General features: G+C 43.9%; 10 protein-coding genes and 1 tRNA gene. 3 read left to right on the forward strand and 8 right to left on the reverse strand.

The window, feature by feature from the left end:
* Nucleotides 1–52: 52 nt before the first annotated feature.
* The 5 genes from ltaS to QNI08_RS15460 all read right to left on the reverse strand — a co-directional run bounded on the left by ltaS (nucleotide 53) and on the right by QNI08_RS15460 (nucleotide 6,852).
* Nucleotides 53–2,020, reverse strand: a complete 1,968-nt coding sequence (gene ltaS, locus QNI08_RS15440; RefSeq protein ID WP_285768294.1) for a lipoteichoic acid synthase — start codon at nucleotides 2,018–2,020, stop codon at nucleotides 53–55.
* Nucleotides 2,021–3,055: 1,035 nt separating this feature from the next.
* Nucleotides 3,056–4,003 carry a siderophore ABC transporter substrate-binding protein gene (locus QNI08_RS15445; RefSeq protein ID WP_285768295.1) on the reverse strand — a complete coding sequence of 316 codons (948 nt, stop codon included), beginning with the start codon at nucleotides 4,001–4,003 and terminating at the stop codon, nucleotides 3,056–3,058.
* 206 nt (nucleotides 4,004–4,209) lie between these two features.
* Nucleotides 4,210–4,968, reverse strand: coding sequence for an iron ABC transporter ATP-binding protein (locus tag QNI08_RS15450; RefSeq protein ID WP_285768296.1), 759 nt, complete (start codon nucleotides 4,966–4,968; stop codon nucleotides 4,210–4,212).
* Entirely contained in the window at nucleotides 4,962–5,909 is a 948-nt protein-coding gene (locus tag QNI08_RS15455; RefSeq protein WP_285768297.1) for an iron chelate uptake ABC transporter family permease subunit, read from the reverse strand. The genes QNI08_RS15450 and QNI08_RS15455 overlap by 7 nt, the downstream gene beginning before the upstream one ends.
* On the reverse strand, nucleotides 5,902–6,852 hold the full coding sequence (locus QNI08_RS15460) for an ABC transporter permease (RefSeq protein WP_285768298.1): 951 nt from the start codon (nucleotides 6,850–6,852) through the stop codon (nucleotides 5,902–5,904). Before QNI08_RS15460 ends, QNI08_RS15455 begins: the two co-directional genes overlap by 8 nt.
* A gap of 321 nt (nucleotides 6,853–7,173) precedes the next feature.
* Here QNI08_RS15460 and QNI08_RS15465 point away from each other — a divergent pair, with 321 nt between their 5' ends.
* The 3 genes from QNI08_RS15465 (at nucleotide 7,174) to shc (ending at nucleotide 11,353) form a co-directional block, all read left to right on the forward strand.
* Nucleotides 7,174–7,446, forward strand: coding sequence for a DUF1450 domain-containing protein (locus tag QNI08_RS15465; protein WP_285768299.1), 273 nt, complete (start codon nucleotides 7,174–7,176; stop codon nucleotides 7,444–7,446).
* Nucleotides 7,447–7,677: 231 nt separating this feature from the next.
* Nucleotides 7,678–9,333, forward strand: a complete 1,656-nt coding sequence (locus QNI08_RS15470) for a M14 family metallopeptidase (protein WP_285768300.1) — start codon at nucleotides 7,678–7,680, stop codon at nucleotides 9,331–9,333.
* A gap of 124 nt (nucleotides 9,334–9,457) precedes the next feature.
* Entirely contained in the window at nucleotides 9,458–11,353 is a 1,896-nt protein-coding gene (gene shc / locus QNI08_RS15475) for a squalene--hopene cyclase (RefSeq protein ID WP_285768301.1), read from the forward strand.
* A 225-nt stretch (nucleotides 11,354–11,578) separates the two neighbouring features.
* On the opposite strand, the gene QNI08_RS15480 is transcribed toward shc, so the two are convergent.
* The 3 genes from QNI08_RS15480 to QNI08_RS15490 all read right to left on the reverse strand — a co-directional run bounded on the left by QNI08_RS15480 (nucleotide 11,579) and on the right by QNI08_RS15490 (nucleotide 12,993).
* On the reverse strand, nucleotides 11,579–12,067 hold the full coding sequence (locus QNI08_RS15480) for a tetratricopeptide repeat protein (RefSeq protein ID WP_285768302.1): 489 nt from the start codon (nucleotides 12,065–12,067) through the stop codon (nucleotides 11,579–11,581).
* Nucleotides 12,068–12,536: 469 nt separating this feature from the next.
* Nucleotides 12,537–12,607: transfer RNA gene (locus tag QNI08_RS15485), tRNA-Cys, on the reverse strand.
* 131 nt (nucleotides 12,608–12,738) lie between these two features.
* Entirely contained in the window at nucleotides 12,739–12,993 is a 255-nt protein-coding gene (locus tag QNI08_RS15490) for a hypothetical protein (protein ID WP_285768303.1), read from the reverse strand.
* Between the last annotated feature and the right edge of the window lie 151 nt (nucleotides 12,994–13,144).

A 13,144-nucleotide genomic window follows, 5' to 3' on the forward strand; every position in this document is an offset into this window, starting at 1 on the left:
ACAAAAAACAGGCAGGGAGCCAATGCTTCCTGCCTGTTGCTTGTGTTCTGCCTTATTTACCGGTTTCGGCTTCCTTCGAACCCTCTTCATTATAGGTGTAATCATAGTCAGCTGGGTCGATCGGTTTAAAGCCATTCGGCGTGTAGAAACGGAGTAAATCACCGTTCACGACCTGGTCGGAGAGGTTGAGCATTGTTTCAACTCTTGTTTTGTAATTGAGGATGTCATCATTTTCCTCTACCAGTTCACCGGTTTTCGTATCATAATACTTCCCTTTGATTGAAGTGACATCAGGTGTTACGAAGTCACCATTCCTGAAAGGAACTACTTCATTGTGATCCTTGGACAATAGGTCGGATCCGAATTGTACGTAATCTTTGGATTCGATACCTAACAGATGCAATAATGTCGGAAGGAGGTCAATCTGGCCGCCGTATTGGTGCATTTCCCCGCCTTCAACGCCTGGTGCATGAATCAATAATGGCACCCGCTGCAATTGGGCATTCTCGAATGCGCCGACTTCCTTGCCAAGCACTTTCGACATGGCTTCCGTATGGTTTTCAGAAATACCATAGTGGTCACCATACATCACGATTACCGAGTTATCATACAGACCTGATTTCTTCAGGTATACGAAGAATTCTCTAAGGGCTTCATCGGCATAGCGTGCAGTTTGGAAGTAATTATCAACCGATGCATCGCCGGTGGTTTGCTTGCCGATTGTCGCTTTTTCCTGATCCATGGCATATGGGAAATGGTGAGAGACCGTAATGAATTTTGTATAGAAAGGCTGTTTAAGCGTCTCTAACATCGGAATCGATTCTTTGAAGAACGGTTTATCCATCAAGCCATAGCTAAGCACTTCTTCTTTGTTTTCCATATTATAATGGCTCGCATCGAAAAACTGGTTGAAGCCAAGGGACTTATACATCTTATCGCGGTTCCAGAACGATTTATAATTACCATGGAAAACGGCAGAAGTATACCCTTTTTGTCCCAAAATCGCTGGTGCCGCTTGGTACGTATTTTGCGATTGGGTTGTGAATGCTGCTCCCTGCGGCAGACCGAAGAGGGAATTTTCCAGCATGAACTCTGCATCGGCCGTTTTACCCTGGCCCACTTGATGGAAGAAATTATCAAAGTACATGAAATCTGATTTGTCATGTGCAAGTGAGTTCAAGAATGGCGTTACCTCTTCGCCATTCAGCTTGTAATCGATCATGAAATTCTGCATTGATTCCAAGTGAAGATATATGACATTCTTTCCTTTGGCCTTCCCGAAATATTTAGCGTTCGGTTCAGCGCTTGTTGCCTTCGTATAGTTGACCACTTCTGCGATATCCGTACTATTTGCAGTTGCTCGCTGTGCATACGTTTTTGTGTTCTGAACAGCGTCGTAGACCGTATAGTTGAACATTCCCAAGTACTTGACGATATAGTTGCGATCGAAAGTCCTTGATAGAAGCTGCGGACGATCTTTTTCGGCAAGTCCTAAGTTAATGGCAAAAATCGCAAGCCCCGCCAAGTAAACCAGTCCGATCGTACGGCGTTTGACTCTGAATTCTTCCATTTTGAAGTCTTTGAACTTGTAAAGCACGATCAACAGGACCGTATCAAGGAAATAAAATACATCATGGGATTTGAATAGGGCTAAAACGCTTGGGCCCAAGTCTCCTGCATTCTGCACTTGCGTCAAGGTCGGCAGCGTAATGAAATCGGTAAATGAACGGTAATAAACGATATTGAAGAATAACCATAAAGACAGCAATAAGTTCAACCTGATAATCCATTTAAACGATTTTTTACCTTTCGCCAATAGTGCCAAGCCAAAAAATAAAATGGCTGAGCTGATCGGGTTTATGAACAGCAAGAACTGCTGCAGGCCGTTTTCAAGGCCTAAGTTGAATTCGACCCGATATGAAATATAAGTTTTTATCCAAAACAAGACTACTGCAATAAAGAAAAAGCCTAGTATGTTATTTGCAAATAAATGCCGGCTTTTTTGTAGAAAATTATTCATGCTTTCACCTCTATTAATCTAGTGGTTTATTTATATAAATGTTTGCATACTGATTAGAACGGAAAATCGCAGAACCTATAATAGCATCCTTTTGCTCGGATAGTCAAGGATGTGACAAACCACTTTTTGCCACCCATTTACTTATCACCTTGTAACGCTTCTTTAGCTTATGAACAAGCCTCAGAAATAATGTTTCATCCGTCTTGAATGTTCAACACAACTATAACAACTATATAGGATTCCCTGTCCTTATTCCAATAAAATTCACCGTAACTTTTTTCAGGGACTATGGTTGACTGTCACAATTTATGTTCACTTCCTTCAGGCTTTTACCATTATAAACGACTCTTAATAAAAAAACCAGTACATTACAAAATATGTAAAGATATAAATCTGGGTAACTTTTGGACGCAGCTATATTGTCAGCGCTTTCTTTCCAGTCATTTCGACAAATAAAAAAATCGATTGATCGTAAAAGTCTTTTCTTAAATTTGACCATTACAGCCGTTTACCCTGCCCCATTTCGAAAAGTCCCCTTCCTGGTGTAACAACCAGTTCATCTCCCTCCCGCCTTTTTTCGACATCAAACCAAACTTATCAATTTTGCATACCTTTTTTTCATTCCTTTTTATCAAACCGTAAATATCACTAAAATTTCACGAATCTTTTTTTTCCATCCATCATAGGGGCGATTTTCCAAACATGAAAATCATACGTCCATCCTTCTATGCGAGGATGCATATTCCCCGAACAAACAACGGCCATCCACGCGGTTCACCATATAATAGGAAGAAACTATTTTCAAATAGGCCGAAGCGGATGATTTTATACCCAGTGGCACCTATCGGACATCGACGGCAAGACTTGGTATCCACAGCCTTGTCCCACCCCTTAACGGCCCTTCATAGGTTCCCCTTTTACATTGAATTGATTCGTATCCTCTTCGTTAAATATATATACTCTCATCCAGATTTATTATAAAAAAACAAAAAAACCTGCCCCCAATCGAGGACAGGCGTTGCTTATATTCGTTTATTACTTGATACCCTCGGAAATTTCTTTCACCATTTCATCAACGGATTCAAGTCCGCCTCCGGATAGGTACCAGTAGTTAGGGTCAAGGTAAATGATATTACCTTCCTTGAATGCATTAGTATTCTTCACGATGTCGTTTTCCACTGTTTCTTTTGCTGCAGCGCCATCACCGACAACCGCATCTCTATCTATAACGAATAGGTAGTCTGGATTCTTTTCAGCAATGTACTCAAAAGAAACGCTTTGTCCATGTGTCGATACTTCCAATTTATCATCGACAGCAGGCACACCGAATACATCATGGATGATCCCGAATCTTGAATCAGGACCGTATGCACTGATTTTACCGCCGTTGGCAAGAACGATCAAGCCTTTTTTATCAGCTGGCACTTTTTCTTTCAACGCATTGATGTTTTCTTCAACAGATGCCAATTCTTTCGTTGCTTTGTCTTCTTTACCGAAGATCTTGCCTAAAAGCGTGACATTTTCTTTAAAGGATTCCATATACTTAGTCGTATCGACACCTACGAATACCGTAGGGGCGATTTTGCTTAGTTCTTCGTATGCTTCGGATTGACGTCCTGAAATCAGGATTAGGTCCGGTGCCAGCTCATTGATTTTTTCGAAATCAGGTTCCTTTAAGCCGCCTGCGTTCTCCGTTGTGCTTTCGTATTTGGAAAGGTATTTCGGAAGGCCGTCATGAGGGACAGCAGCCACTTCCACGCCAAACTTATCAAGAGTATCAAGTGCACCCATATCGAATACCACAACTTTTTTCGGATTGGTTTTCACTTTCGTTTCGCCTAATTGGTGCTTAACCGTAATTTCTTCGCTTTTAGCGGTTTCCTTTTTCGTTCCTGTTTCTTCTTTTGCTTTATCTGATCCGCAAGCAACAGCCACTACGGCCAGCATTGCAATTAAAAGCAAGACAGATAATTTCTTTAACATTTTGGTCACCTCGAAAAATATTTTTTATTTAAAATCACTTTATGAAACTTCACCATCACAAAATCACCTTCGCCACTTTCTCCCTGAAAACAGGAGGCGGCTATAATCTTGGGCGCCCGCCACCTTTTACGAGCCAATATAATGGGCGAGGTCAAACTGGAACGGCTGCCATTACTGAAGTGATTAAAAACCGATTGGTTTGGTGCTTACGTGAAATACACGCAAATCCTATTGTCATTGATCGTTTGGATTTCAATATCCATATCGTAAATTTCCTTCAATACATCGGAAGTGATGACCTGTTCGGTAGGTCCATCATGAACGACCTTGCCATCCTTCAATGCGACGATATGGTCGGAATAGCAGGAGGCAAAATTAATATCATGGATGACGATGATCACCGTCTTCCCCAATTCGTCTGCCAATCGCCTCAATACCTTCATGATTTGAACGGAATGCTTCATATCGAGATTGTTCAAAGGTTCATCAAGAAGGACATACTCCGTGTTCTGGGCAATGACCATGGCAATGAACGCACGCTGCTGCTGTCCGCCGCTAAGCTGGTCAAGGTATTTCCCCTGCATGTCGGCAAGATCCATATATTCAATCGCTTCATCGACATAGACCCAATCCTCTTTCGTCAGTTTCCCTTGTGAATAAGGAAATCGGCCAAAAGCGACGAGTTCACGGATCGTTAAACGGATATTGATATGGTTTGACTGCTTTAAAATGGCGATTTTCTTTGCCAGCTCATTGCTATTGAAGTTGCCCATATCCTTGCCATCGATCAGGACTTCCCCTGAATCACGGGTGATGAGCCGGCTGATCATCGACAGGACGGTGCTTTTTCCCGCACCATTGGGCCCGATGAAGGAAGTGATTTTCCCTTTCTGGATTTCAAGGGAAACGTCCTCGACAACCGTTTTATTATGATATTTCTTGAACAAATTTCTCACTTCTACCATGATTTATTCTCCTTTAATAGAAGATAGATGAAATAAACACCGCCAATGAAGTTGATGATGACACTAAGGGTCGTGGAGAAGGTGAATATCCTCTCTACAATGAATTGACCCCCGGCCAAGGCAATCACACTGATCAGCATCGCTCCCGGGATGATGTGTTTATGGCGATAGGATTTAATGAATTGGTAAGCCACATTGGCAACTAGCAAGCCCAGGAACGTGATTGGGCCGATTAATGCAGTTGAAATCGAGATCAAGATCGTCACGACGATCAAGACCCGTTTCGTGACAAAATCATAATCCACACCCAGGTTTACGGCTTGGTCCCTTCCAAGGGACATGACATCCAAATATTTCATAAATCTCATGAAATAGATCATGACCGCAATCATGAGGATGATGGACAAGGTCAATAGGTCCGTATTGACATTATTGAAGCTGGCAAACATCTTATTTTGGATGATTTGAAATTCATTCGGGTCTATCAAGACTTGCATGAATGAAGACATACTTCCGAATAATGTCCCGAAGATGATACCGATAAGTAACAGAAAGTAAATATTGCGTTCTTTCTTGAACATGAATTTGAACAGCAGGCTGGCAAAAATGAGCATTACAGCCAGCGTAAGCAGGAAATTAAGATTTTTATTCATGATCAGGATGTGCGTTGAGCCAAAGAGGAAAATCACTCCGGTTTGGATCAGCATATACATCGAGTCCAATCCCAAAATGCTTGGTGTCAGGATTTTATTATTCGTGACCGTCTGGAAAATCACCGTTGAGAAGGCTATTGCACAGCCTACCACGATGATGGCGATGATTTTCACGATCCTTCGCGGAAGTGCATAATCCCAATTCGGACCAAGATCCCAAAAGATATAGCCTGCCGTCAAAGCCGCTGCAAGAACGGCTAACATGATGATCTTACTTCTATTATTCATATGCCCTTCTCCTCATTATCAGATAGATGAATACGGCGCTTCCTATCACACCCACGACGAGACCGATCGGGATTTCGAATGGATATATGATGAGCCTGCCGATAATGTCGCAGACCAATAGGAACACGGCCCCTAGCAAGGCTGTATGAGAAAGACTCTTTTTCAAATTATCACCAAGGTACAGGGACACGATATTCGGTACGATCAATCCTATGAAAGGAATGGTGCCCACCGTAAGCAAGACGACCGTTGAGGATAAGGCGACGATGACCAAGCCAAAATTGACGACGAATTTATAATTGAGCCCCAGGTTGATGGCGAATTCCTCACCCATTCCTGCCACAGTGAATTTATTGGCGAAGAAGTAGGCGAGAATGACTAACGGGATACTGACATATATCAGCTCGTACCTCCCCGACATGATCATCGAGAAGTCTCCATTCATCCAGGTGTTGAGGCTTTGGATCAAATCATATTTATAAGCAAAAAACGTCGAGATGGAGCCGACGATATTGCCAAACATCAACCCAACCAATGGAATGAAGATGGTATCCTTATATTTAACTTGATCAAGAATTTTCATGAACAAGAAGGTACCTGCCAAAGCGAATAGAAACGCAAATGCCATCTTCTCGATAAGCGCGGCTGATGGAAAGATGATAAGGGCAAGCAGAAGGCCAAGCCTTGCGGAATCCATGGTACCTGCAGTGGTGGGAGATACGAATTTATTGCGGCTCAATTGCTGCATGATCAGCCCGCTTATGCTCATCACCACTCCGGCAATGATTATCGTAACCATTCTTGGAAAGCGGCTTTGCAGCATGATCTGCACTTTATCATCGGATAAGTTCAATAAATCGAGGGGAGTGATGTCCTTTACGCCGATGAATAATGAAGTAAAGGATAAAATGATTAAAGCAATGACTAAATATCTTATCTTCATTTACATTTCCTACTCTTCCTATCTCAGTAATAACAGCGATAATATTTTTAATTAAAAATATATGAATAAAGACTATTAGACTGTCATTTTTCATATATAACTCATGAGACATCTTTTTTTGATAATGAGATTCATTATCATTATCAGATTCACTCTTATTCTAACACTTCTTAGATATGTGTCAATATATACAGGGCAATTACTTTTATTAATTAAAGTGACTGCCTTTGTAATGATTTTGGATAATCCATCCATGCATTTATCCTCGGTAAATGATAAAATCAAATAACATATACTCATTCTTCTAATGAAAGAAGCGATATGATGAAAACCTTCCTTTCCAAAATGTTCATTACAAAAGATAAAATCCAAATTGAATTTTGCCAAAATAACCTTGACCGCTTCTTAACTGAACAGACGATTGCTGAATATGGTAAGTTGCTGGCCACCCCCCGGATTCAACATAAGGAATATGAATGCTTAAGCGAATGTAAGCTATGCAAGGAAACGGCCTATGCAAAAGTGAACGGCCGGATCATGCGCGGAAAGGATTCACTTGACCTTTTGCACCAATTGCAGGAAGTTTTGAAATAAAGGCGGATCAAGCTAAAGGCTGATCCGCCTTTATTTCATTTCCAAGCTCCACCACGGGTCGCGGAGAATGAATATAGCCTGAAAGCAGGAGACCCTGCTGGGCTGGAAGCCATGCAATTTCCTTATCAATCTAGTATATCCTTCCTGTTTTTTACCATTCCTATCTTTTACACTGTATACCTAGTGAAAAATATGATAATTTATGGAAAAAGACAATTGAGGAGGACCTCCGTGAAAAAAATCATTCCAACCATCCTATCAGCCGTCACACTAGGCCTTGTCACTGGATTTCCTGGCCAAACTCCCATTGCCAAGGCAGAAGAATTCACCCCTTATTACGGAAAGGGACCAAGCTATATCCAACCTGATAATCTCTCATATCTTTTCCCAGAACCTGCCGCAGCTTTCAAGACACCTGCCTTTAAACGAGACAAGATCGCCTTTACAAGCCAAGAAGAGTTGATTGGCTATATCCAATCCCTCTCCCGTAAAAATAAGGACATGACTGTTAAAAAGCTCGGAAAATCCACAGAGGGACGCGATATCCCGATGCTGTTTTTCAGCAAGGAATCAAAAAGTCCGCATAAGGAAAGCCGCAAACCATTGATCTGGATCCAAGGACAAATTCATGGCAATGAACCCGCGGCTGGCGAATCAACCTTGGTCCTTGCCCAATGGCTCGCAGATGGCAAGCTTGGCGATGTGCTCGATAAAGTGAATATAGCCATCGTCCCACGCGTCAATCCCGATGGATCATATTATTTCAAGCGATACACCTCCAATGATATGGATGCGAATCGCGATTATTTGAAAGTGGAATATCCCGAAGTACAGAAGATTCATCAGGCAATCGATGAGTATGAGCCTGCCGTCATTCTTGATGTACATGAATATACCGTCAATCCCGCTCCCCTAACTAAAATAGGTGCAAATGGCTCGATTTCTTCCTATGACCTGCTCATCTCCTCAGCCAAGAATTTGAACATACCGAAGCAGCTGCGAAAAGCTTCCGATGAGCTGCTTTTACCGAATGTTTTTAAAACCTTGAAAAAAGAAAAGCTCTCCTATCATGATTACTATACACTCGATACCTCCGATGCAGGTGTCCTTACAGCGACTGAAGGGAGCACCGAAGCCCGTATCGGCCGAAACGCCCTCGGCTTGAAAAATACGATGACCTATTTAATTGAAACAAGGGGAATCAATATCGCCCGTACCGATTTTAAACGGCGGGTCTTTGCCCAAGCGACCGCACAGGCGGCCTTCATTAAAACGACCGCCGAACGGGCAGCTGCCGTTAAAAAAGCGGTGAAGCAGGCGGAGCATGAAGTCATCCAAAAAGGAAAAAAGGCTCATGATCGGGACAAGATTGTCATTACCAGTGAAAATAAGTTAGTCAAGAACCAAAGGCTGGCAGTAGTCGATTTGGCGAAGGCCAAATTGGTCAACACCCCAATCGATTGGCTCGATTCGACCGATGCCTACCCTACCCTTGTCAGGAATCGCCCGACAGCCTACATCCTGCCGCCTGAATATAAAAATATCGCCGAGAAACTGCAAGTATTGGGTGTAGACGTGAAAAAATTAAAAAAACCTGTGAAAATATCAGCTGAAGGCTATAAAGTCAAAGATGTCAAGGTATCTAAGGAACTGGAAAGCGGACATAGCACAAGGGAAGTCACCACCGACATAACAACGAAGAAACGCGATTTCCCAAAAGGCAGCTATGTATTCGACATGGCCCAGGCCGATGCCAATTTCATCTCCCTTGCCCTTGAGCCTGAAGGGATAGATAGCTATGTGACTTTCAATTTCATCCCTGCCCAAAAAGGGAAGGAACTCCCGATCTACCGCTATATGCACCAATCGCCGTTACCGGCCGAATGATTTATCCTGTTCTTATAAAAAGCGCTTTGGCTGATTTTATCGCCAAGGCGTTTTCTGTTTTCCCGAATGCACTGGTAACTTCCGAATATATATAAATCAGCAAGTGTTTTAAGGGGGATCATCTTTGAACGAAAATGTACAAGGGGAAATAAACCGTCTCATCCAACAGGTAAAAAGGGACCAAACAGCTGATGGCTCATGGAACTATCCGTTTGATACAGGAATAACCGCAGATGCCTACATGATTATAGTATTAAAACTTCTCGATATGGAAGATCCTCCTCTCATAGAGGCTCTAGTGAAACGAATCGAGAGCAGGCAAACCGAGAATGGTTCATGGAAGCTTTTCCAAGATGAACTGGATGGCAATGTTACGGTGACGATCGAGGCTTACTATGGGCTTCTTTTTAGCGGCCTCCGAAATAAGCATGACCATCATATGAGGAAGGCGAAGCAGTTCATTCTTTCCAAGGGCGGAATCAAGCAAGCCAAAGCGTTGACGAAAATGATGCTTGCGGTCACCGGGGAATATAAATGGCCGCGCTTATTCCCCATTCCGCTCGAAGCCGTCTTACTGCCGCCAACCTTTTTCGTCAGCATCTATGATCTTTCCGTATATGGAAGGGTCAATATGATCCCCATCCTGTTACTGGGGCATAAAAGATATCAGATCAAGGGTCCCAACACTCCCAGCTTAAAGGATTTGTTCCTTATGAGGGAGGACCGTTCCGAGGAACATGCTTGGGAGGAATATCGTTCCGAGGAATATCGCTCGTTCTTCTCCAACCTTCAATCCTGTGTCAAAACCTTGATTGGGTTTCCCGATTACTTGCATTCCCTGGCCTTGGATTCAACTAAGCGTTATATGCTCGATAGGATTGAACCGGATGGAACGCTTTATAATTACTTCGGGTCCACCTTTTTCATGATCTTTGCCCTCCTTTCGATTGGATATCCGAAAAACGATCCGGTGATCGTCAAGGCAGTGGCCGGATTGAAGGGGATGGCTTGTTCCATTGACGGTCAAACGCATATCCAGTTTACGACGGCACATGTTTGGAATACCTCCTTGATCAGCTACGCGCTTCAAGAAGCAGGCCTGCCCTGCGAAGACGAAACCGTTCATGCCGCCAATCAATATTTGCTTTCGCGCCAGCATTATATGTATGGAGATTGGTTGATTCATAATCCTGATGCCATCCCCGGTGGCTGGGGGTTTTCCGATATGAATACAATGAACCCGGATGTGGATGATACGACCGCCACGCTGCGGGCGCTAGCTAACCAAATTCGTGAAGCAACGGATAACCGGGATAGCTGGCAGCGCGGTGTCTCCTTCACCATTTCCATGCAAAATGAAGATGGCGGATTTCCTGCATTCGAGCGCAATAACGACCATAAATGGCTCCAGCTTCTGCCTCTTGAAGGCTCCAAATATCTCCTGACCGACCCTTCGACGGCAGATTTAACGGGAAGAACGCTTGAATTCCTTGGGAACTATACAAACATGAAGATGCCGGAGGAAGTCAGCAAACGAGCGGTTGACTGGCTATTGCAAGACCAGAAGCGTGATGGATCGTGGTATGGACGCTGGGGAATCTGCTATCTATACGGCACATGGTCTGCCCTCACCGGACTGAAGGCAGCTGGGCAATCCAGCGAGCATCCGTCCATCCGGAAAGCGGCAGCCTGGTTGAAGAAAATTCAAAATAAGGATGGCGGCTGGGGGGAATCCTGCTACAGCGACATCAAGGAACGATATATTCCGCTAGGTGCCAGTAACCTCACCCATACAGCCTGGGCGGTCGATGCGTTGATAGCCATATCCGATGAGCCGACGGCAGAGATCGAAAAGGGCATCGCCTATCTGATTCGCTCCGGTGAAGCCGGCAGCTGGACCGATGATTATCCTGTTGGCCAGGCAATGGCGGATTTTTTGTATATCCACTATCACAGCTATCGCTATATCTATCCGCTTTTGGCCTTAAGCCATTACAAAAACAAATTCCTGAATGCTTAACCTTCCTTACTGTTTTTTTAGTAAAAATGGTGAATATGTGGATTACCTGTGGAAAAGGGCGGGATGAAACAGAAATTTTATCCACAATCCGCGGTTATCCACATCTATTTATCGATAACATGACCAAATGCGGCCATTTTGTTGATTAATCGTTATAAAATTTGTGCGTAACGTCACTCACATCTTGTTTTTTATACCCTATGTGGATAATTTGGGGATGGCTGATCATTTTTCCGTGAAAATCGTATCCAGTTTATCGCTATAAAATTCAATCGCCCTTGCATATGATTGAACTTCGCAATCATTCGAGGTTTCCGCGATCACCTTCAATAAAGCTTCCATGGCCAGATCATGCTGGCCTAAATTATAATAAGCCATCGCCCTGAATACCAATAAAGCCCTATCGCCAGGAAACTTCTCCAGGCCCGCTTCCAATGTCCGTTTTGCCTGCGCATATTTCCCGATGGTGCGGTATGTACTCCCCAATCCTAGGTAGGCACCCTTTGCTTCCTCATCTGGCAATCCCATTTCGATGGCCGCCTCATAGTGCGGTACCGCCTCTTCCTCAAGTCCGAGGATATCCAAGCTCCAGGCACATTGATACCGAACGATGGCATCTCCGGGATTTCGTTTCGCCAACTCCTGCAATACCTGCTTCGATTGTTCATATTCTTTGTTTGCTCTTAAGATCAGTGCCCTCTCTAAACTCCCCATCCGATATTCCTCCATTACATAAAAGTACTTACCACCCCCTCATTCGATGGGCACACCAGCATTTCCTGCTTCATTCTGCTAAAAAGGGAGAAGGCTTGATTGAAAGCATTCCAGTCATTTATTGAGGATTTCGGGATTTGCTCGCAGCCCCGCACTGCGGGCACTCGCTTTACGTTTCGATTATCTCTGTGTGAACAGGAATATGGATTCCGATTGCCCGCAGTTTAGGCTGTTATACTTTAAACCGTTTCATTGCACTGCAGGTGCTCTCTTTCCGCGGGAATCTCGCCCATTTCGCTCACGTGAAAACGACATCTCAGTTTTGAAGGTTTTGAAATCAACACTTACGCAAGCCAGTTCTTCTTAGGACCCGTCTATTCTAAGCGAAGGTTCCTCGCCTTCCTACGTTGGAAGTGGAAAAACTTAAAAAGTAAAAGACATCTCCAGAACCGTTGGAGATGTCTTTTTAAGGCGGCAATCGGGATCGAACCGATGATAGAGGTTTTGCAGACCTGTGCCTTACCACTTGGCTATGCCGCCGTATCAACATTGAAATCATAAATTTTGTGTCCTTACCTTTAAACTATGTCGCTCCCTCATAAATGTGAAAAAAAAGTACCGCCTAATTTCCGATTTCAAACTACGGGAAGCCGGAAACCTCCCCTCTGGTCTCACACTAATTGAATGGAACGGTCAACATATAAACCATCCATATGATAAGCATCGGAACCCCCCATCTTATCTTCTGACAAATTGGAATGGAACGGAAGGCGCGAGACTCCTGCGGGAATGCGAGTCCTGGGCAGACACCGCAGGCGCAAACGCCGAGGAGGCTTCCCGGACCGCCCGCGGAAAGCGAGCGACTGCAGTGAAATGGAACGGTCAACATATACACCATCCATATGATAGGCATTAGAACCCTCCATTTTATTTTCTCGCAAAGTGGAATGGAACGGAAGGCGCGAGACTCCTGCGGGAGTGCGAGTCCTGGGAAGACACCGCAGGCGCAAACGCCGAGGAGGCTTCCCGGACCGCCCGCGGAAAGCGAGCGACTTCAGTGAAATGGAACGGTCAACA

The sequence above is a fragment of the Peribacillus folii genome, assembly GCF_030271255.1.
GTDB lineage: Bacteria > Bacillota > Bacilli > Bacillales > DSM-1321 > Peribacillus.

Excerpts from the sequence above, each read along its gene's own strand:
- ltaS (WP_285768294.1), bottom strand. The coding sequence starts at position 2,020 with ATGAATAATTTTCTACAAAAAAGCCGGCATTTATTTGCAAATAACATA.
- QNI08_RS15445 (WP_285768295.1), bottom strand. The coding sequence starts at position 4,003 with ATGTTAAAGAAATTATCTGTCTTGCTTTTAATTGCAATGCTGGCCGTA.
- QNI08_RS15450 (WP_285768296.1), bottom strand. The coding sequence starts at position 4,968 with ATGGTAGAAGTGAGAAATTTGTTCAAGAAATATCATAATAAAACGGTT.
- QNI08_RS15455 (WP_285768297.1), bottom strand. The coding sequence starts at position 5,909 with ATGAATAATAGAAGTAAGATCATCATGTTAGCCGTTCTTGCAGCGGCT.
- QNI08_RS15460 (WP_285768298.1), bottom strand. The coding sequence starts at position 6,852 with ATGAAGATAAGATATTTAGTCATTGCTTTAATCATTTTATCCTTTACT.
- QNI08_RS15465 (WP_285768299.1), top strand. The coding sequence starts at position 7,174 with ATGATGAAAACCTTCCTTTCCAAAATGTTCATTACAAAAGATAAAATC.
- QNI08_RS15480 (WP_285768302.1), bottom strand. The coding sequence starts at position 12,067 with ATGGGGAGTTTAGAGAGGGCACTGATCTTAAGAGCAAACAAAGAATAT.
- QNI08_RS15490 (WP_285768303.1), bottom strand. The coding sequence starts at position 12,993 with ATGGAGGGTTCTAATGCCTATCATATGGATGGTGTATATGTTGACCGT.